Source organism: Paraburkholderia sp. MM5496-R1, from assembly GCF_050436205.1.
Lineage (GTDB): Bacteria > Pseudomonadota > Gammaproteobacteria > Burkholderiales > Burkholderiaceae > Paraburkholderia > Paraburkholderia tuberum.
Window position 1 is genome coordinate 3,621,146 of sequence record NZ_JBNDLT010000002.1, and the last position, 17,746, is coordinate 3,638,891.

Sequence of the window (17,746 nt, forward strand, 5' to 3'; positions counted from 1 at the left end):
GACGCTTTGGAGGGAAGCTTCGGGCAAAGGCCCGCTTGGGAGTCGCTTGAACGGGAGTGCGCGGCCCGCGAGGCGGCGAGGTGTCGACGGGACCGCTGATGAGTCGATGAGCGTAGAGACAGGGCGCGCTTACTTCAGCACCACGCACTGCCAGACGAAGAACACGCCTAGACCGACTGCGATCGTCAGCAGCGGCCGGCGCGTCAGCGCGCTAACGACGATCGCGGCGAGCGCGCCGACCAGTTGCGGATTGCGCCAGCTCAGCTCGGCGTTGTTGCCGTGCGGCGACACGGCCATCGGGACGATGATCGCGGTCAGCACGGTGACCGGCACGAAGCTAAGCGCGGCGCGCAGAAGCGGCGGGAACACGAGCCGGTCGCCGAGCACGAACACGGCCGCGCGGATCAACCACGTAATCGCGGCCATGCCGACGATCAGAACGACGTAGCTCATCGCGTGGCCTCCAAGGGACGGCGCGCGCCACGCAGGTTCAGACGCGACATCGACAGCAGTACGCCGACCGCGACTCCCGCGAACACTGCGCCGAGCAGGCCGAGCTTGTACGGCCACGCCTGCCAGAAAAACGCCAGCGTGCCGGCGGTGACGGCCGCCGCGATATAGCGCAGCGCGACCAGTTGCGGCACGACGATCGCAATGAACGTCGCCACCATCGCAAAGTCGAGACCGAGCGACTGCAGGCCGGGGAAGGCCGCGCCGAACAGCAGGCCGGCGACGGTCCATAGCTGCCAGTTCAGATACATCGCGACGCCGGCGCCGAAGAAGTAGTACGGGCCGACCGTGCCCGGCTCGCGATGCCGGTAATGCTCCCACGCGACCGCGAAGACTTCGTCGGTGAGCAGCGCGCCGAGCGCCCAACGCCAGCGCTTCGGCAGATGCGCGACGTGCGGTGCGAGCGTCGCGCTATACAGCACGTGACGCAGATTGACGACGAGCGTGGTCGCCCAGATCACGGCGAAGCTCGCATGTCCGGCGATCAGCCCGAGCGCGATGAACTGCGCGGAGCCCGCGAAAACGACGAGCGACATCAACTGGCCGTGCCACAGATGCAGCGGGCTGGAGGTCACGAGCGTGCCGAAAATGACGCCGAACGGCGCGGCGCCGACCATCATCGGGATGATGTCGCGCGCGCCGGCGGCGAACTCTTTGAGATGGGCGCCCCGGGTGGGCTGGCCTTGGGTGGAATCGGTCAATCTAAGCCTCCTTGATGTCGGAAGCATAGCGGCTGACCGGCGTTCGGACTTGTACGTTCTTGCGGCGGGTTGCGGATGGGGTGCTACGGTGTAGCGGGGGGATGGCTGATGACGGGCTGACGGATTGCGGCGGCACGCTCACGGCGCGCGGCGCAGGCGCCGGCGGTGCCGCATCGGGTTACGAACCGCGCTGCGTTCCTTGCCATTGGCCCGGCGGCACGCCGAACATGCGCCGGAAATGCCGCGTGAAATGGCTCTGATCGGTGAAGCCGCTCGCGGCGGCGACGTCGGTCACCGGGACGCCGGCGCGCAACGGCGCGAGCGCGCGCTGCAGGCGCACCTGATTGCGCCACGCGTGGGGCGGCAGGCCGGTCGATTGGGTGAATAGCCGCGCCGCGTGGAACGGCGACAGACCCGCTGCCTTCGCGACCTCGGCGAGCGTCACCGGTTCGACGAGGTCGCCGGTCAGACGCTCCTGCATCAGTGCGACGCGAGTGTCGTCGGTGGCGACGCGCGCGGCGGCGGGGCGCGTCCGCGCATAGCGGACCAGCAACGTGGACAGCGCGTCGAGCATCGCGGTTTCGGCGGCGAGCGCGTCGTCGCCGGTTTCGAGCAGACGGTGGGCGTGCGCGAGCCGCGTCGCGAGATCGGAATCGCGGATCACGCCGGGCGCAAACCACGGTAAGGCCTGCGGCTTGCCGGCGACTTCGTCGGCCAGCGCGCAGAGGAACCCGACCGGCGCATACATCACGCGATACCGCCAGCCCGCCTCGACCGCCTTCGACCCCGTATGCAACTCGCCCGGGTTGATGACCGGCACGCTGCCCGCTTCGGCGACATGGTGCTCGCCGCTATACCGATAGCATTCCGCACCCGCGACGATCACCGGGATCGTGTAGGCGTCGTGCCAATGCGGCGCGAACTCGTGATCGTGATATTCGGCGGTGAGCAGATCCGCGCCGGGCAGTAGCGGCGTGCGCCAGTAGCGGGCGGAATCGCGGAAACGAGGGGTGGCGGTCATGACGAAAGTCTAGCTGGACCGGTCAGTTTAACGCGTCGTTGTCGGGGACGGCGGCGGGTGTGCAGCGCCGCGCCGCGTGCCGCTGGTGCCGTCGATTGCCGGTACTTGTCCTGACTTGCCCTTACTTGACCGGAATCGTCGTGCCAGTGGGCATCGGTACGGCGCTCACGCTGTTTTTCGCGCTGCCGCTGACGACGCGGTCGCTGTAGGTCAGATAGACCAGGGCGTTGCGCTTCGTGTCGACCACGCGCACCACGTGCAGCGACTTGAAGATCAGCGACATGCTGACCGAGAACACGTCGTCCTTCTGCTTGACGGGGCCGGTGAAATGCAACTCCCCGAGCTGGCGGCACGCGATCGAAGCCTCGGTCGGATCTTCGGCGATGCCGAGCGTGCCTTTGACGCCGCCCGTCCGCGCCCGCGACACGTAGCAGGTGACGCCTTGCACGATGGGATCGTCATAGGCCTCCACGACCACGCGGTCGGAGCCGGTAACGTGAAAATCCGTATTGACGCTGGCGATTTCTTCGCCGCGCGCCGAAGAAAGCAGCAGGGCGCCGGCGGCCGCGAGCGCGATGCGTAGCGAGGTGGATTTCATGAGCGTGCCGGTTGAGTGTCTGGAGTGGGCCGGCGCCAGAGCGGGGCGAAACGTGCGCCGTGAAGGCGCCATCGTATAACGGCGCGCGGCGCGCGTGAGGCTGTCCATCGTGGCACAAAAACAAAAAGGCCCGCATGGATGCGGGCCTTTCAAATTTTTTGGCTCCTCGACCTGGGCTCGAACCAGGGACCTACGGATTAACAGTCCGGCGCTCTACCGACTGAGCTATCGAGGAACAGCAGTACAACTTGATCTACATAAAAAAACCCGTCTTGATTAACGGGCTTTTGCAATTCTTGGCTCCTCGACCTGGGCTCGAACCAGGGACCTACGGATTAACAGTCCGGCGCTCTACCGACTGAGCTATCGAGGAACAGAACAACAACAGCAGAGAAACGAAATTTTAGAGGCAGCTGAAACGTCTGTCAATACCTCGGCGTTCATCCTGATACTGAACCTGAACGGCCAAGGCAGGTGACAGGCGGCTCGCGCTCAGCGCGCGAGCAGCGCGAGCTTTTCCTTCACATCCTTGAATTCCTCGGCTTCCGGCAGCGGTGCCTTGGTCTTCGTGATGCTCGGCCACGCTTTCGCCAGGTCGGCGTTCAGCGCGATGAAGTCCTGCTGGTCGCCCGGCACGTCTTCTTCGGCATAGATGGCGTTCACCGGGCACTCGGCCACGCACACGGCGCAGTCGATGCATTCATCGGGGTCGATCGCGAGGAAGTTGGGACCTTCGCGAAAGCAGTCCACCGGGCACACATCGACGCAGTCGGTATAGCGGCACTTGATGCAGCTTTCGGTCACAACGTGAGTCATTCAGGCAGCTCCTGCATGCGGAATCGGGGAGGGCGCGGACGCCAAAAGCACTATTGTAACGTAACGTCAACAGGCGCATAAAGCATCGGGCCGTGCGTCTTATATGTTTTCGTGATTAGTTTATGGGGTGCCGCGAGCGGCCGCGCAATGGCGGCGAAGGCCCGGTGGCACGCTGGATGCGGACGCATTCGGGTAACATGCATCAGGTTGGCGCGCCGCTCGGCTCAGCGCGTCCGTTGCAAGGGTGCAGTGAGCCCTTTTCGTTTTTTCAGCGGTCCAGTTCGTACCATCATGATTATTACTTCGCTGCTCGATACCGATCTGTACAAGTTCACGATGATGCAGGTGGTGTTGCATCACTTCCCCGCCGCCAACGTGGAGTACCGCTTCCGCTGCCGCACGCCGAACGTCGATCTGGTGCCGTACATCGACGAGATTCGCGACGAAACGCGCAAGCTCTGCGAACTGCGTTTCACCGACGACGAACTCGACTACCTGCGCCGCATGCGCTTCATCAAGGGCGACTTCATCGAGTTCCTCGCGTTGTTCCATCTGAACGAGAAGTACATTTCGATCACGCCGTCGCCGAAGGGCAATGGCGAAATCGACATCGACATCAAGGGGCCGTGGCTGCATACGATCCTCTTCGAAATTCCGGTGCTCGCGATCGTCAACGAAGTCTATTTCCGCAACACCCAGCAAACGCCCGACTATCACGTAGGCCGTGGCCGTCTGCTCGACAAGATTCAACTGCTCGGCGCTCGTCCGGAGTTCGCCGACTGCAAGATCGCCGATTACGGCACGCGCCGCCGCTTCTCGAAGCAGTGGCACGAGGAAGTGATCCTCACGCTGAAGGACGGTCTCGGCGAGCAGTTCGCCGGCACGAGCAACGTCTTCTACGCGATGAAGCACAGCCTGACACCGCTCGGCACGATGGCGCACGAGTACCTGCAGGCTTGCCAGGCGCTCGGTCCGCGGCTGCGCGACTCGCAGATCTTCGGCTTCGAGATGTGGGCGAAGGAATATCGCGGCGACCTCGGGATCGCGCTCTCCGACGTGTACGGCATGCAGGCGTTCCTGCGCGACTTCGACATGTACTTCTGCAAGCTGTTCGACGGCGCTCGCCACGATTCCGGCGACCCATTCGACTGGGGCGAGCGCCTGCTCAAACACTACGAGGCGAATCGTTGCGACCCGCGCACCAAGGTCCTCGTGTTCTCCGACGCGCTCGACATCCCGAAGGTGCTGCAGCTATACGAGCGCTTCCGCGGCCGCTGCAAGCTCGCGTTCGGCGTGGGCACCAATCTGACCAACGACCTCGGCTACAACCCGCTGCAGATCGTGATCAAGATGGTTCGTTGCAACGGTCAGCCGGTCGCGAAATTGTCGGACTCGCCGGGCAAGAACATGTGCGAGGACAAGGCGTATCTCGCGTATCTGCGCCAGGTGTTCGGCATCGCGCAGCCGGAAGAAGAGGCGGCCAGGTAGCGCGCTGTGCGGACTGCTTTTCGGTTCATCGCCTGACCATGATCTGCTCGCGTTCGGGGGCACGGCGAACAGTGTCGCCGCGCTACCGACTGGCGGCAATATGCCGTTCGGCCAGGGTGTTCGCGCGGAGCGCGGCCGGTATAATCCTCGCCATATCGCACGGCCGTCGACACGAGGATTTCGCCCATGGACACATCGATTGCCCGCCGCAACATCCTGGCGCGCATCCGCGCCGCGCAAGGGCGCGAGCCCGAACCGAGCGCCGCCGAGCGCGAAGCCGCGGCGGACTATCTCGCGCGTCATCCGGCCGGCCCGCGTCCGGACATGCCCACCGATCTGCGCGCGCGCTTCATCGAGGAAGCGCAGAAAATGGCGAGTACTGTCGACACCGTTCAAACCTTCGCCGATGTACCCGCCGCCGCGCATCGCTATCTGACGCAACACGGTTTGCCGTTGCAGGCCATCGCGTGGCAAACGCTGCGCGATCTGCCGTGGGCCGCAGCCGGCCTCGCCGTCGAATATCGCAAACCGCAAGACAATGACGTGGTCGGTCTCACCGGCTGTTTCTGCGCGACCGCGGAGACCGGCACGCTCGTGTTGCTGTCCGGTCCCGAGACGTATGCGTCGGCCGGGCTGCTGCCGGAGACGCACATCGCGATCGTGCCGGGCTCGCGGATCGTCGCGGGTCATGAAGAGGCGTTCGACCTGATCCGCAAGGAACGCGGCGAGCTGCCGCGCGCGGTCAATTTCGTGTCGGGACCATCGCGCACCGGCGACATCGAGCAGACCATCGTGCTGGGCGCGCACGGCCCCTACCGGGTGCATGCGATCGTCGTGCAGGATGCTTGAACGCGTCGCGCGGCGGCGTGCCAGCGCATACGCGACACACGCGTTATCTGTCGTGCGTGCGGTTGCAAGCCGTCGCGCGGCCTGTATCGGCATGAATTCGCAGGCCGGCCGCGCGGGCCGGTGGCTCGCCGTTGCGTCGATGCTTGCGCTGTGCTCGCCGTCCGTGCAGGCTGAGACGCTCCTCGACGGCGCGCGCTTGTCGGCGTTGTGGGGCTTGCCCTTCGCGGGTGTGCTGCTGTCGATCGCGATCCTTCCGCTGATCGCGCCAGCCCTCTGGCATCACCACTTCGGCAAGATCGCCGCGGCGTGGGCGCTCGCGTTCATCGTGCCGCTTGCCGTGAGCTTCGGCGCGAGCGCGGCGCTCGGCGCGCTCGCGCATGCCATGCTCGACGAGTACATCCCGTTCATCATCCTGCTGACCGCGCTCTATACCGTCGCGGGCGGCATCTGCGTGCGCGGCAACCTGCATGGCACACCGCGTCTGAACACCGCGATTCTCGCGCTCGGCACCTTGCTCGCGAGCGTGATGGGTACGACCGGCGCGGCGATGCTGCTGATCCGCCCGTTGCTGCGCGCAAACGACAATCGCCGCCACGTGACCCACGTGGTCGTGTTCTTCATCTTCCTCGTCGCGAACGTCGGTGGCGCGCTGTCGCCGCTCGGCGACCCGCCGCTGTTCCTCGGTTTTCTCGAAGGCGTGAGCTTTTTCTGGACCACCACGCATCTCGCGCGGCCGATGCTGTTCGTGAGCGGCATGCTGCTCGCCGCGTTCTATGCGCTCGACTCGTACTACTTTCACAAGCGCGAGGAGGTGCGTTCAGCTTTCCTCGATCCGACGCCCGACGGCGCGCCGCTCGGCATCGACGGCAAGATCAATTTCGTGCTGCTCGCCGCGCTGATCGCGTTCGTGCTGATGAGCGGACTGTGGCGCCCGCAAATCACATTCGACGTGCTCGGCACGCACGTCGCGTTGCAAAACATCGTGCGCGACGCCGCGCTGATCGTCGTCACGCTGCTATCGCTCGCGTGGACACCGCGCGCGGCCCGCGCGGGCAACGACTTCAATTGGGCGCCGATCGAGGAAGTCGCCAAACTGTTCGCCGGCATCTTCGTGACGATCGTGCCGGTCATCATGATCCTGCGCGCGGGAGAAGCCGGCGCGTTCGCGGGCATCGTCCATCTGGTCAATGATTCGTCAGGCGAGCCGCGCGACATCATGTACTTCTGGGCGACCGGCCTGCTATCTTCGTTTCTCGACAACGCGCCGACCTACCTCGTGTTCTTCAACCTGGCCGGCGGCGATGCGCAGACCTTGATGACCACCGGCGCGACCACGCTCGCGGCGATTTCGGCCGGCGCCGTGTTCATGGGCGCGAACACCTACATCGGCAACGCGCCGAACTTCATGGTGAAGGCGATCGCGCAATCGCGCGGCGTGCGCATGCCGAGCTTTTTTGCGTATCTGGGCTGGTCCGGCGCGGTGCTGCTGCCGTTGTTCGCGCTGACCGGCTGGCTCTTTTTTGAACGCTGACTCTGCAACGCCGAGACAATCCCTCGACGTGCGATACGGAGACTTGCATTGCAGAAAATCCTCGTTGCCCGTTCGATCTTTCCCGACGTGATCGACCGGCTCAAGCAGTACTTCGACGTCGACTGGAACGAGGGCGACGTGTTGCCCGCCGACGAACTGAAGCGCCGTCTCGCGGACAAGGACGGCGCGCTGACGGCCGGCGAGATGATCGACGCGGGCGTGCTCGCCGCGGCGCCGCGTCTGCGCGTCGTGTCGAACATGGCGGTCGGCTACAACAACTTCGACATGGCCGCGTTCAACGCGGCGAACGTACTCGGCACCAACACGCCGGACGTGCTGAACGAATCGACCGCCGATTTCGGCTGGGCGCTGATGATGGCCGCCGCGCGCCGCATCGCCGAATCGGAGCACTGGCTGCGCGCCGGACATTGGCAGAAGTGGAGCTACGATGGCTTCCTCGGCAGCGACCTATACGGTTCGACGCTCGGCGTGATCGGCATGGGCCGCATCGGCCAGGCGCTCGCGCGGCGCGCGCAGGGCTTCAACATGCGGGTCATCTATCACAATCGCTCGCGCGTCGCGCCGCAAATCGAGGCCGAGCTGAACGCGGAGTACGTGTCGAAAGAGGATCTGCTGCGGCGCGCCGACCACGTCGTGCTGGTGCTGCCGTACAACAAAGGCAACCACCATACGATCGGCGCGGCCGAACTGGCGCTGATGAAGCCGCGCGCGACGCTCACCAACATCGCGCGCGGCGGCATCGTCGACGATGCGGCGTTGGCCGACGCGCTGCGTGACAGGCGCATCGCGGCGGCCGGTCTGGACGTGTTCGAAGGCGAGCCGCAGCTGCACCCGGCGCTGCTGAACGTGCCGAACGTCGTGCTGACGCCGCACATCGCGAGCGCGACCGAAACCACGCGCCGCGCCATGGCGAATCTCGCCGCGGACAACCTGATCGCCGGCCTCGGCGCAGGACCGCGCGCCGGTCAGCCGCCGAATCCGATCAACCCCGACGTGATCGGCAAGGCGCGTTCATGACAATGATTCTGGTGGCGGCCGTCGCGGTGCTGGCGGTTGCCCTCGTGATCGCACTCGCCTTGCTGCTACGCGGTCACGACCGCCCGGAGCAGCGCGAACAGTTCGAGATGCTGAACGAACGCGTCGATGCCGTCGTCGACGCGCAGGCGCATGCCGCCGAGCGGCTCGAGCGGCAACTGCGCAACGACATCGCCGAGACCGCGCGCGTGTCGCGCACCGAGCAAAGCAGCGGCTTCGCGCATTTTCAGCAGACGCTCGCCGCGCAGTTCAGCAGCATGACGACGGTGCAGGGCGGCAAGATCGACGGCTTCGCGCAACAGCTCGACGCCGTGCGTCACAGCCTGCAGGCACAGGCGCAGCAGGCGCGCGACGAGCAGGGCCGCTCGCTGAAGCAGTTCGGCGACACGCTGAGCCTGCAACTCGGGCAACTAACCGAGGCGAACGACCGGCGCTTCGCCGAAGTGCGCGCGACGATCGAGCAGCGTCTGAAGGACATCGAGGCGAACAACGCGACGCGGCTCGAGGAAATGCGCCGCACCGTGGACGAAAAACTGCACGCAACGCTTGAGCAGCGTCTCGGCGAGTCGTTCAAGCTCGTGTCCGACCGGCTCGAACAGGTGCATCGCGGCCTCGGTGAAATGCAGACGCTGGCGGCCGGCGTCGGCGATCTGAAGCGCGTGCTGACCAACGTGAAGACGCGCGGCACGTGGGGCGAAGTGCAGCTCGAAGCCTTGCTCGAACAAGTGCTGACCGTCGATCAATACGCGAAGAACGTCGCGACGGTGCCGAAGAGCGCCGATCGCGTGGAGTTCGCGATTCGTCTGCCGGGGCGGCCGGAGCCCGGCGGCGCGAATACGCCGGTATGGCTGCCGATCGACGCCAAATTCCCGCGCGAGGACTACGAGCGGCTGATCGAAGCGCAGGAGCGCGCCGATCCGGTCGCGGTCGAGGAAGCATCGCGCGCGCTCGAAGTGCGAATTCGCGCGGAGGCGCGCACGATCGCGGAGAAGTACGTGGCGCCGCCGCATACGACCGACTTCGCGCTGCTGTTCCTGCCGACCGAAGGCCTGTACGCGGAAGTGCTGCGCCGACCGGGACTCACGGATCTGCTGCAGCGGGACTATCGCGTGACGATTGCGGGGCCGACCACGCTGACCGCGTTGCTCAATAGTCTGCAGATGGGCTTCCGCACGCTCGCGATCGAAAAGCGTTCGAGCGAGGTGTGGCAGGTACTCGGCGCGGTGAAGACGGAGTTCGGCAAATTCGGCGACGTGCTCGCGAAGACCAAGGCTCAGCTCGAAACCGTCACGCGTTCGATCGAGGCCGCGGAAACGCGCACGCGCATGATGAACCGCAAGCTGCGCGACGTCGAGGCGTTACCGGGCGACGAGGCGAGCGGGTTGCTCGGCGATGCGCTGTCGAATGTGGAGCCTGATGAGCAATGAGGGGCGAGGCGCTGGAATTCACGCCCTTGCAGCCAGCCGCGCCAGCGCATCGCCCGTCACGCGCACGACGCGCCAGTCCGGCAACACCGTCGCCCCCATCTTCTGATAGAAGCTGATCGCCGGCTGATTCGCGCCGGTATCCGCGGGCTTGGCGGCGCGGATCGTCGCGGGCATTACGTTTCTTCCGGTGCGTCGGCCAGATGGATTTCGATACCACCGAAGCGCGACGCGACCCAGTTGTAGGCGTGGCACGCGATCCACAACAGCACGAAGCCGAGGATCGCGTTCAGCAGCAGCGCGCTGAACACCGTGCTCAGCTCGACCGAGCCATAGCGCACGAACGCGACCACCACGCCGAGCAGCACGATCGGCACCGAGAACGTCAGATACACGAGAATCAGCGCTTTGGCCGTCTGTCCCGGTGCGATGAACGAGATCTGTTTTTTCATGTAAGTCAAACCCGTGTGTCGTAGTAGTGATAGTGGGTGGCGTGTCGATGAAGTGCTGCTGTGGTGCCGATGTCGTGCGATCGATGCGCCGCCTGGAACGTCAGATGAGACCGTCGAACAGCATGATCGACACGCGATCGCCGACGTCGATGTCGCCCTCGTCGTGGCCGAGCACGATGAAGCAGTTCGCTTCGCTCATCGAGCTCAGCACGCCTGAGCTTTGCGACCCGGTCGGGCTCACATGCCAGTGTCCGTGCGCGTCCTGTTCGGCGATGCCGCGCTGGAATTCGGTGCGGCCCGCGCGCTTGCCCACCGCCACGCGGCTCGTCGCGTGAATCACCGGCAGCGGCCGCGGCGTCGCGCCGGCCATCAGCAGCAGCGCTTCGCGCACGATCTGATAGAACGTCACCATCACGGCGACCGGATTGCCGGGCAGGCCGAAGAATAGCGCAGGTTTGCCGAGCCCGGGATGTGCGCCGGACCACAGGCGGCCGAACGCGAGCGGCCGGCCGGGGCGCATCGCGAGACTCCAGAAGGCGACGTCGCCGAAGGTCTGTAGCAGCTGCTTCGTGAAGTCCGCTTCGCCCACCGACACGCCGCCCGAAGTCAGCACCACGTCGGCGTTGGCCGCGGCACTGCGCAGCGCGGCTTCGAGCGCGGCCGGCTCGTCACGCACGACGCCGAGATCGAGCGCGTCGATGTTCAGGTGCCGCAGCATCGCAAACAGCGTGTAGCGGTTGCTGTCGTAAACCGAGCCCGCGTCGAGCGGCTCGCCGAGCGAGCGCAGTTCGTCGCCGGTCGAAAAGAACGCGACGCGCAAACGCCGCCGCACGCTGACTTCGCCAATGCCGAGCGACGCGAGCAGGCCGAGGTCCGACGCGCGCACGATGCGGCCGGCATGCAGCGCGACGTGGCCGCGCGCGAGATCTTCGCCGGCGCGGCGGCGGTTCGCACCCGCCGCCGCCGCGCTGGCGGCGAAGCGGATCGACGTGGACTCCGCACCGTCGCGCTCCACCTGTTCCTGCGGCACGACGGTGTCGCAACCGGCAGGCATGCAGGCGCCCGTCATCACGCGCACGCACTGGTTCGCCGCGACGCGGCCCGCGAACGGATGACCGGCGAGCGCCTTGCCGGCGACCGTCAGCTCGACGCTGTCCGCGCCGCCTCGCATAGCGGCCGCGAGCGCCGCGTGATTGAACGCGTAGCCGTCCATCGCGGAGTTGTCGTGCGCGGGCACGTCGATCGGCGACACGATGTCGGCGGCTAGCACGCGGTCGAGTGCATCGCGCAACGCCAGGCGCTCGACGGCCGCGACCGGCGTCGCCCACTGCCGGACGATCGCCTGAGCGGCCGGGACGGGTAGCGCATGAGGATCGTACTGCGCGACGCAGCGGGAAAAGTCGTTGAGCGTGGTCATGAATGGCTGGGCGTCGCGACCGGTGACGGGCGCGGCTGTTGCCGTGCGGCCGGAGCGGATGTCAGCCGGGGCCCCGATTGCGTTCGAGGTCGGCGAGTTCTTGTAACGAGTTGGCATTGTAGAACGCGCGCTCGTCGGCAAAGACGACTTCGACCGTCTTGTGGCGCGCGTACCACGCGCGGACCTTGCGCTCGCCGGAGGCCAGAAACGCGGCCAGGTCGTCCGCGACGGCGGTGCGCATCAGCGCGAATACCGGGTGCAGGGAGGTTTCTCCACCGGTGTCGACGGTGGTGACCGTTGCGATGTCGGCGTGGTTCGCGTCGAGCGCATCCGCGAGGCGCGCGGCGAGGTCGGCCGGTAGCCACGGCGAATCGCAGGGCGCGCTCAGCAGGTACGCCGTGCCGCCGGCGCGCAGTCCGGCGAGCATGCCGGCGAGCGGGCCGGGAAAGTCGGGGAGGGTGTCGGCGACGAGCGTTGCGCGATATGGCGCGCCGAGCGCCGCATAGGTGTCGGGATGGCGGTTCGCGCTGATCATCAGCGGGCCGGTCTGCGGCGCGAGGCGCCGCAGCACGTGAGCGGCGAGCGGTTCGCCGTGCAGCGGCTGCAACCCCTTGTCGACGCCGCCCATGCGCGTGCCGCGCCCGCCCGCGAGCACGAGGCCAGTGATCTGTTCGCGGGGGATGGACATGCGTCGGCCGCTCAGCCGCCGATGTAGGACATTTCCACGCGACGCTTGGCCGGCTCGCCCTGATCGGCCGGCTGGCTGCCGCGCAGCTGCGAGTAGCGGTCGCCGCGGCCCTGCCAGATTTCGGCGATGGCGGTGGCGATCCCGGCATCGCTCGCACCGCCGCGCAACAGCGCGCGCAAGTCATGTCCGGTCGATGCGAACAGGCACAGGTATAGCTTGCCCTCGGTCGACAAACGCGCGCGCGTGCAATTGCCGCAGAACGCGCGGGTGACGCTCGAAATGACGCCGATCTCGCCGCCGCCGTCGACATAACCCCAGCGTTGCGCAGTTTCGGCGGCGCTGTGCGCTTCGAGCGGCACCAGCGGGAAATGCTCGGCGATGCGCGTGACGACGTCGGCGGAAGGCAGCACTTCGGTCATGTTCCAGCCGTTCGAGGTGCCGACGTCCATGTACTCGATGAAGCGCAGTACCGCGCCCGTGCCTTTGAAATGACGCGCCATGGGGACGATTTCGCCGTCGTTGGTACCGCGTTTGACGACCATGTTGACTTTGACCGGCGCGAGTCCGACCGCGTGCGCGGCGGCGATGCCATCGAGCACGTCGGCGACCGCGAAGTCGGCGTCGTTCATGCGGCGGAACAGCGCGTCGTCGAGCGCGTCGAGGCTGACGGTCACGCGCGTGAGGCCGGCGTCCTTCAGGCTGCGCGCCTTGCGCGCGAGCAGCGAGCCGTTGGTGGTCAGCGTGAGATCGAGCGGACGGCCCGCAGGCGTGGTCAACCGGGCGAGCCGGTCGACCAGGAATTCGAGGTTTTTGCGCAGTAGCGGCTCGCCGCCGGTCAGGCGAATTTTCTCGACGCCATGCGCGACGAACAACTGCGCGAGCCGCTCGATCTCCTCGAAACTCAACAACGCGCTGTGCGGCAGGAAAGCATAGTCCTTGTCGAACACGGCGCGCGGCATGCAATACACGCAGCGGAAGTTGCAGCGGTCCGTCACCGAGATGCGCAGATCGTGCAGCGGACGCGCGAGCGCATCGTGCAGCACGCCGCTAGGTGTCTGCACTGGGCCGGTGATGACCGGCGCCGCGCTGAGATCGGCAACAGGGATGATGCGTCGTGACATGAAATGGTTCGTCAGGTGCTTTAACGGACGGGGATGATTTGATTCTATCGGAAATGCCGGTGGCGGCAGATGCGCGACGGACGTTGTGGGGGTATACGGGGAGCGGCGCGGCTCGCGGCGACAAACGACCGCCTAAAGAAAAAGCCCGCCGGAAAGGGCGGGCTTTTTCACGAACAACGACGCGGCTTACTGCGGATGCTTGATCGTTTCTACCTGTTGCATCGGCGCGTGGTCGTCTGGCGGCAGCGCCTTGCGCTCACGGATCACGCGCGGCGGCTTGACCGTCTGCGCCGCCGCTTCCTGCGCGGCACGCAGCTTGTCGGCGTCAGTGTTCACCCAGACCAGGCCAGCCTGCTCGAGGACCGGCTGCAAGGCGTCGGCCGACGCGGCGGCGGGGGCTGCGCTGTGGACGGGGGCCGGCTGCGGGGCCGCGGCGACGGGCGCCGGTTCGACCACGGCCGGTTCCGATGCGACGACCGGTTGCGGCTCGACGATTTCGGCCTGCGGTGCCGGCACGGCTGCCGGTGCTTCGACGATCGTGGCCGGAGCCGCGGTGTCGAGCGCAGCCGGGACGGCTCGCGGTTCGGTCGGGACGGTCGGCTGCACTTCCAGGGCCGGCTCGACTGCCGGGGATTCGGCACGCGCGGCGGATTCGACCGAAGCGGCCGGCGTAACCGGTTCGCTCGCGGCCGACGCGGCTTGCTCTGCCTGCGCTGGCGCTTCGATAGCCGGCTCCGCCGCCACGGGTTCGATCGACGCCGCCGGGGCCTCTTCGACCGGCACGACCTTTTCGGTCTTCGCGGCATTTTCCGCGGCGAGAGCCGGCGTTTCGGCTGCCGCATGCAGTTCGGCCACGACGGCGCTTTCCGTTGCGACAGCGGCGACCACCACTTCGAGCGGGGTCACTTCCTTCGCTTCGCTGGCTGCAGGCGTGTGCTCGACCGGCTGCTGGGTGCGCACCGGCGCTTCGTCGCTGGCGGCAACGTTGTCGCCTTCTGCTTCCGCGACATCCGCCGCGAGATTGCCATTCACGTCCTCTTCACGCTCGCGACGACCACCACGACGGCCACGGCGGCGACGACGACGCTCTTCGCCGTCACGTGCGACTGTTTCCTGATCGACCGGCACGCCGTTTTCACCCGCTGCGGCGCGGTTGCGCGCCAGTTCGTCGGCAGCTTGCGTGTCGGTTTGCGTCAGCGCCGAGGCGACTTCCGCCTGCGGCTTGCGACGCTCGCCACGCTCGACGCGTTCAGCGCGCTCGCCACGCTCGCGACGCTCACCGCGTGCCGTGCCTTCGACGGCTTCCGCGCGCTCGGCGCCGCGGGTGTCGCGTTCGCGAGCCTCGCGCGGTTCACGCGCTTCACGCGGCTCGCGAGCCTCACGCGGTTCACGGCCTTCACGCGGTTCGCGTTGCTCACGCGGCGCGCGCGGTTCGCGGCCCTCGCGTGCCTCGCGGCCTTCGCGTTCCTCGCGACGCGGCGACGGCTGCTGACCTTGCGCCTGACGGCCGCCGGTCACGCCTTCGCCACGCGCTGCCGCGTCGCGACCGCCGGCGCCGCCACGGCGATTGCGGTTTCGATCGCCGCCGCGCTCGCCCGTGCGCTCACCGCGCTCGGTGCGTTCACCGCGTTGCGGACGGGCCTGCTTGTCGGTGGTGGCCGGCGCCGCAGGTGCCGGAACAGCCGGCTGCATGCCGAACAGATTCTTCAGCCAGCCGATGAAGCCGCCACTGGCCGGCGTCACCGCGACCGGAGCGGGGATGGCCGCCGGGCGGGCCGGCGCGCTCGGAGCCGGCTTCTCGGGCGTGATGCCCTTGACCGCCGCTTCCTGCTTCGGCTTCACTTCCTCAGCGCGCTTGCTGTAGCCGGTTTCCGATTCGAGTTCGCGGGCCGCTTCTTCGGCCATCTTCCACGATGCGCGCGGCTCGTCGAGGCGCGCGTCGTCGTGACGCAGACGCTCGAGCTTGTAGTGCGGCGTGTCGAGGTGCTTATTCGGGATCAGCACGACGTTGACCTTGAAACGCGACTCGATCTTGTTGATTTCGGCGCGCTTCTCGTTCAACAGGAAGGCGGTCACTTCGACCGGCACCTGGCAGTGGATCGCCGCGGTGTTTTCCTTCATCGCTTCTTCCTGAATGATCCGCAGCACTTGCAGCGCGGACGATTCGGTATCGCGGATGTGGCCCGTGCCGTTACAGCGCGGACACGTGACGTGGCTGCCTTCCGACAGCGCCGGACGCAGACGCTGACGCGACAGCTCCATGAGGCCGAAGCGCGAGATCTTGCCCATCTGGACGCGGGCGCGGTCGTGCTTCAGCGCGTCTTTCAGGCGCTGTTCGACTTCGCGCTGGCTCTTGGCCGATTCCATGTCGATGAAGTCGATCACGATCAGGCCGCCCAGGTCGCGCAGACGCAGCTGGCGAGCGACTTCGTCGGCGGCTTCGAGGTTCGTGCGCGCGGCCGTTTCCTCGATGTCCGCGCCTTTGGTGGCGCGCGCCGAGTTCACATCGATCGCGACGAGCGCTTCGGTGTGATCGATGACGATCGCGCCGCCCGACGGCAGCGGCACGGTGCGCGAGTACGCGGTTTCGATCTGGTGCTCGATCTGGAAGCGCGAGAAAAGCGGCACGTCGTCGTGGTAGCGCTTTACCTTGCCGACGTTGTCCGGCATCACGATGTCCATGAAGGCGCGGGCCTGGTCATGGATTTCGGTCGTGTCGATCAGGATTTCGCCGATATCGGGCTGGAAGTAGTCGCGAATCGCGCGGATCACGAGGCTCGATTCGAGATAGATCAGCATCGGCTGGCCGGCCGTGCCACTTTGCGACGCGGCTTCGATTGCGCGCCACAGCTGCATCAGGTAGTTCAGGTCCCACTGCAGCTCTTCGGCGCTGCGGCCGATGCCGGCCGTGCGCGCGATGATGCTCATGCCTTCCGGCAGTTGCAGCTGCGCCATGGTTTCGCGCAGTTCCTGACGGTCGTCGCCTTCGATCCGGCGCGACACGCCGCCGCCGCGCGGGTTGTTCGGCATCAGCACCAGATAGCGGCCGGCGAGCGAGATGAACGTGGTCAAGGCTGCGCCCTTGTTGCCGCGTTCTTCCTTTTCGACCTGGACGATCAGTTCCTGACCTTCCTTCAATGCGTCCTGAATGCGTGCGGAACGCATGTCGACGCCGTCGCGGAAGTACTGGCGGGCGACTTCCTTGAACGGCAGGAAGCCGTGACGGTCTTCGCCGTAGTTGACGAAGCAGGCCTCGAGCGACGGCTCGATGCGCGTGATGATGCCCTTGTAAATATTGCCTTTGCGCTGTTCGCGACCGGCGGTTTCGATATCGATGTCGATGAGTTTTTGCCCATCGACGATGGCGACGCGCAGCTCTTCCTGCTGCGTCGCGTTGAACAACATTCGTTTCATTGAACGGCTCCAGAGCGGCCTCGCCAGCCCAGCTGCGCGGTTGTCAGTCGCGAGAGCGGGGAGAGTAGGCGTGCCGCGTCTTATTGTGTTTTCACAAACACGCTGGAGCGGGAAAGATGGCGGGAGAATTGCCTGAGAGGGCCCAGCCCGATAAAAAAAAGGGCACGGTGCCGCAGGGCACATGCGAACACGGCTTCAAATCATGGCCTGACACGCCGCGTTTAGCCAGCAGACCTTCATAAGTCTTCGCCCTCTGAAGCCGGCGCGCCAAATGGGCGCGCGAGCAAAGGGCCGAAGTCCGCGGTCATGCCGCAACGGGAAGTTCGCGCAGGCGGCGCGTCTTTTCCTGCTGGGGGTGTCTCGCCTTCTTTTGACGTCGCCATGTCTTGTACTTTCTACAAGACGCCTTGGGCGCACGCCGTATTTTCGCGACTTGCAGCTTCGTCCAGCTGGGCGTCATACCACCCGGATCACGAAGCTGAAAGCTAAATTCTTTTTTACCAAAATTCCGTTACCGTCGAAGCCGACCTTGACCGAACGCGCCTGCGGGCGCCGTCCCTGCCGGGAGCTGACTTCGTGCGTGCAACTTGTTGCATCTCATTTTCAGGGCGAGCAACCAGACCCCGGCGCAAGTAAAATAACGGTTTATCGCTTGCGCTC

The 17,746-nt window shown here is 66.2% G+C and carries 15 protein-coding genes, 2 tRNA genes and 1 pseudogene; 5 read left to right on the forward strand and 13 right to left on the reverse strand.

Annotation, left to right across the window (positions count from 1 at the left end; genetic code table 11):
- Positions 1-129: 129 nt before the first annotated feature.
- From OKW38_RS23900 to fdxA, 7 genes are all read right to left on the reverse strand, one after another.
- Entirely contained in the window at positions 130-453 is a 324-nt protein-coding gene (locus tag OKW38_RS23900; protein ID WP_090801215.1) for an AzlD domain-containing protein, read from the reverse strand.
- On the reverse strand, positions 450-1,211 hold the full coding sequence (locus OKW38_RS23905) for an AzlC family ABC transporter permease (protein ID WP_429335089.1): 762 nt from the start codon (positions 1,209-1,211) through the stop codon (positions 450-452). The genes OKW38_RS23900 and OKW38_RS23905 overlap by 4 nt, the downstream gene beginning before the upstream one ends.
- Positions 1,212-1,389: 178 nt before the next feature.
- Positions 1,390-2,232, reverse strand: coding sequence for an AraC family transcriptional regulator (locus OKW38_RS23910; protein ID WP_429363320.1), 843 nt, complete (start codon positions 2,230-2,232; stop codon positions 1,390-1,392).
- Positions 2,233-2,353: 121 nt separating this feature from the next.
- On the reverse strand, positions 2,354-2,830 hold the full coding sequence (locus OKW38_RS23915; protein WP_429363322.1) for a CreA family protein: 477 nt from the start codon (positions 2,828-2,830) through the stop codon (positions 2,354-2,356).
- Between the two features lie 159 nt (positions 2,831-2,989).
- A tRNA-Asn gene (locus tag OKW38_RS23920) sits at positions 2,990-3,065 on the reverse strand.
- A gap of 62 nt (positions 3,066-3,127) precedes the next feature.
- A tRNA-Asn gene (locus tag OKW38_RS23925) sits at positions 3,128-3,203 on the reverse strand.
- A 119-nt stretch (positions 3,204-3,322) separates the two neighbouring features.
- Entirely contained in the window at positions 3,323-3,646 is a 324-nt protein-coding gene (gene fdxA / locus OKW38_RS23930; RefSeq protein WP_090801209.1) for a ferredoxin FdxA, read from the reverse strand.
- Positions 3,647-3,937: 291 nt separating this feature from the next.
- Here fdxA and pncB point away from each other — a divergent pair, with 291 nt between their 5' ends.
- The 5 genes from pncB (at position 3,938) to OKW38_RS23955 (ending at position 9,997) form a co-directional block, all read left to right on the forward strand.
- On the forward strand, positions 3,938-5,134 hold the full coding sequence (gene pncB / locus OKW38_RS23935; RefSeq protein ID WP_429363324.1) for a nicotinate phosphoribosyltransferase: 1,197 nt from the start codon (positions 3,938-3,940) through the stop codon (positions 5,132-5,134).
- A 186-nt stretch (positions 5,135-5,320) separates the two neighbouring features.
- Entirely contained in the window at positions 5,321-5,983 is a 663-nt protein-coding gene (locus tag OKW38_RS23940) for a LutC/YkgG family protein (RefSeq protein WP_184073768.1), read from the forward strand.
- A gap of 139 nt (positions 5,984-6,122) precedes the next feature.
- Positions 6,123-7,514 carry a sodium:proton antiporter gene (locus OKW38_RS23945; protein ID WP_429336587.1) on the forward strand — a complete coding sequence of 464 codons (1,392 nt, stop codon included), beginning with the start codon at positions 6,123-6,125 and terminating at the stop codon, positions 7,512-7,514.
- Positions 7,515-7,562: 48 nt separating this feature from the next.
- The gene (locus tag OKW38_RS23950) at positions 7,563-8,552 is read left to right on the forward strand and encodes a 2-hydroxyacid dehydrogenase (RefSeq protein ID WP_429363326.1); all 990 of its coding nucleotides are present in this window, start codon (positions 7,563-7,565) and stop codon (positions 8,550-8,552) included.
- Entirely contained in the window at positions 8,549-9,997 is a 1,449-nt protein-coding gene (locus OKW38_RS23955; protein ID WP_429335087.1) for a DNA recombination protein RmuC, read from the forward strand. Before OKW38_RS23950 ends, OKW38_RS23955 begins: the two co-directional genes overlap by 4 nt.
- A gap of 18 nt (positions 9,998-10,015) precedes the next feature.
- On the opposite strand, the pseudogene OKW38_RS23960 reads toward OKW38_RS23955, so the two are convergent.
- The 6 genes and pseudogenes from OKW38_RS23960 to OKW38_RS23985 all read right to left on the reverse strand — a co-directional run.
- Positions 10,016-10,126: pseudogene (locus tag OKW38_RS23960) on the reverse strand (GNAT family N-acetyltransferase); the annotation flags it as partial.
- A 44-nt stretch (positions 10,127-10,170) separates the two neighbouring features.
- Positions 10,171-10,446, reverse strand: coding sequence for a hypothetical protein (locus OKW38_RS23965; protein WP_429363327.1), 276 nt, complete (start codon positions 10,444-10,446; stop codon positions 10,171-10,173).
- A 100-nt stretch (positions 10,447-10,546) separates the two neighbouring features.
- Positions 10,547-11,863, reverse strand: a complete 1,317-nt coding sequence (gene moeA / locus OKW38_RS23970; protein WP_429363329.1) for a molybdopterin molybdotransferase MoeA — start codon at positions 11,861-11,863, stop codon at positions 10,547-10,549.
- Between the two features lie 61 nt (positions 11,864-11,924).
- Positions 11,925-12,551, reverse strand: a complete 627-nt coding sequence (gene mobA / locus OKW38_RS23975) for a molybdenum cofactor guanylyltransferase MobA (RefSeq protein ID WP_429335085.1) — start codon at positions 12,549-12,551, stop codon at positions 11,925-11,927.
- Positions 12,552-12,562: 11 nt separating this feature from the next.
- Positions 12,563-13,672 (reverse strand): GTP 3',8-cyclase MoaA, encoded by a 1,110-nt coding sequence (moaA, locus tag OKW38_RS23980; protein WP_429335084.1) that lies wholly within the window; start codon positions 13,670-13,672, stop codon positions 12,563-12,565.
- Positions 13,673-13,858: 186 nt separating this feature from the next.
- Positions 13,859-17,086: an Rne/Rng family ribonuclease gene (locus OKW38_RS23985; protein ID WP_429363330.1), complete on the reverse strand. Its 3,228-nt coding sequence runs from the start codon at positions 17,084-17,086 to the stop codon at positions 13,859-13,861.
- Positions 17,087-17,746: the final 660 nt, after the last annotated feature.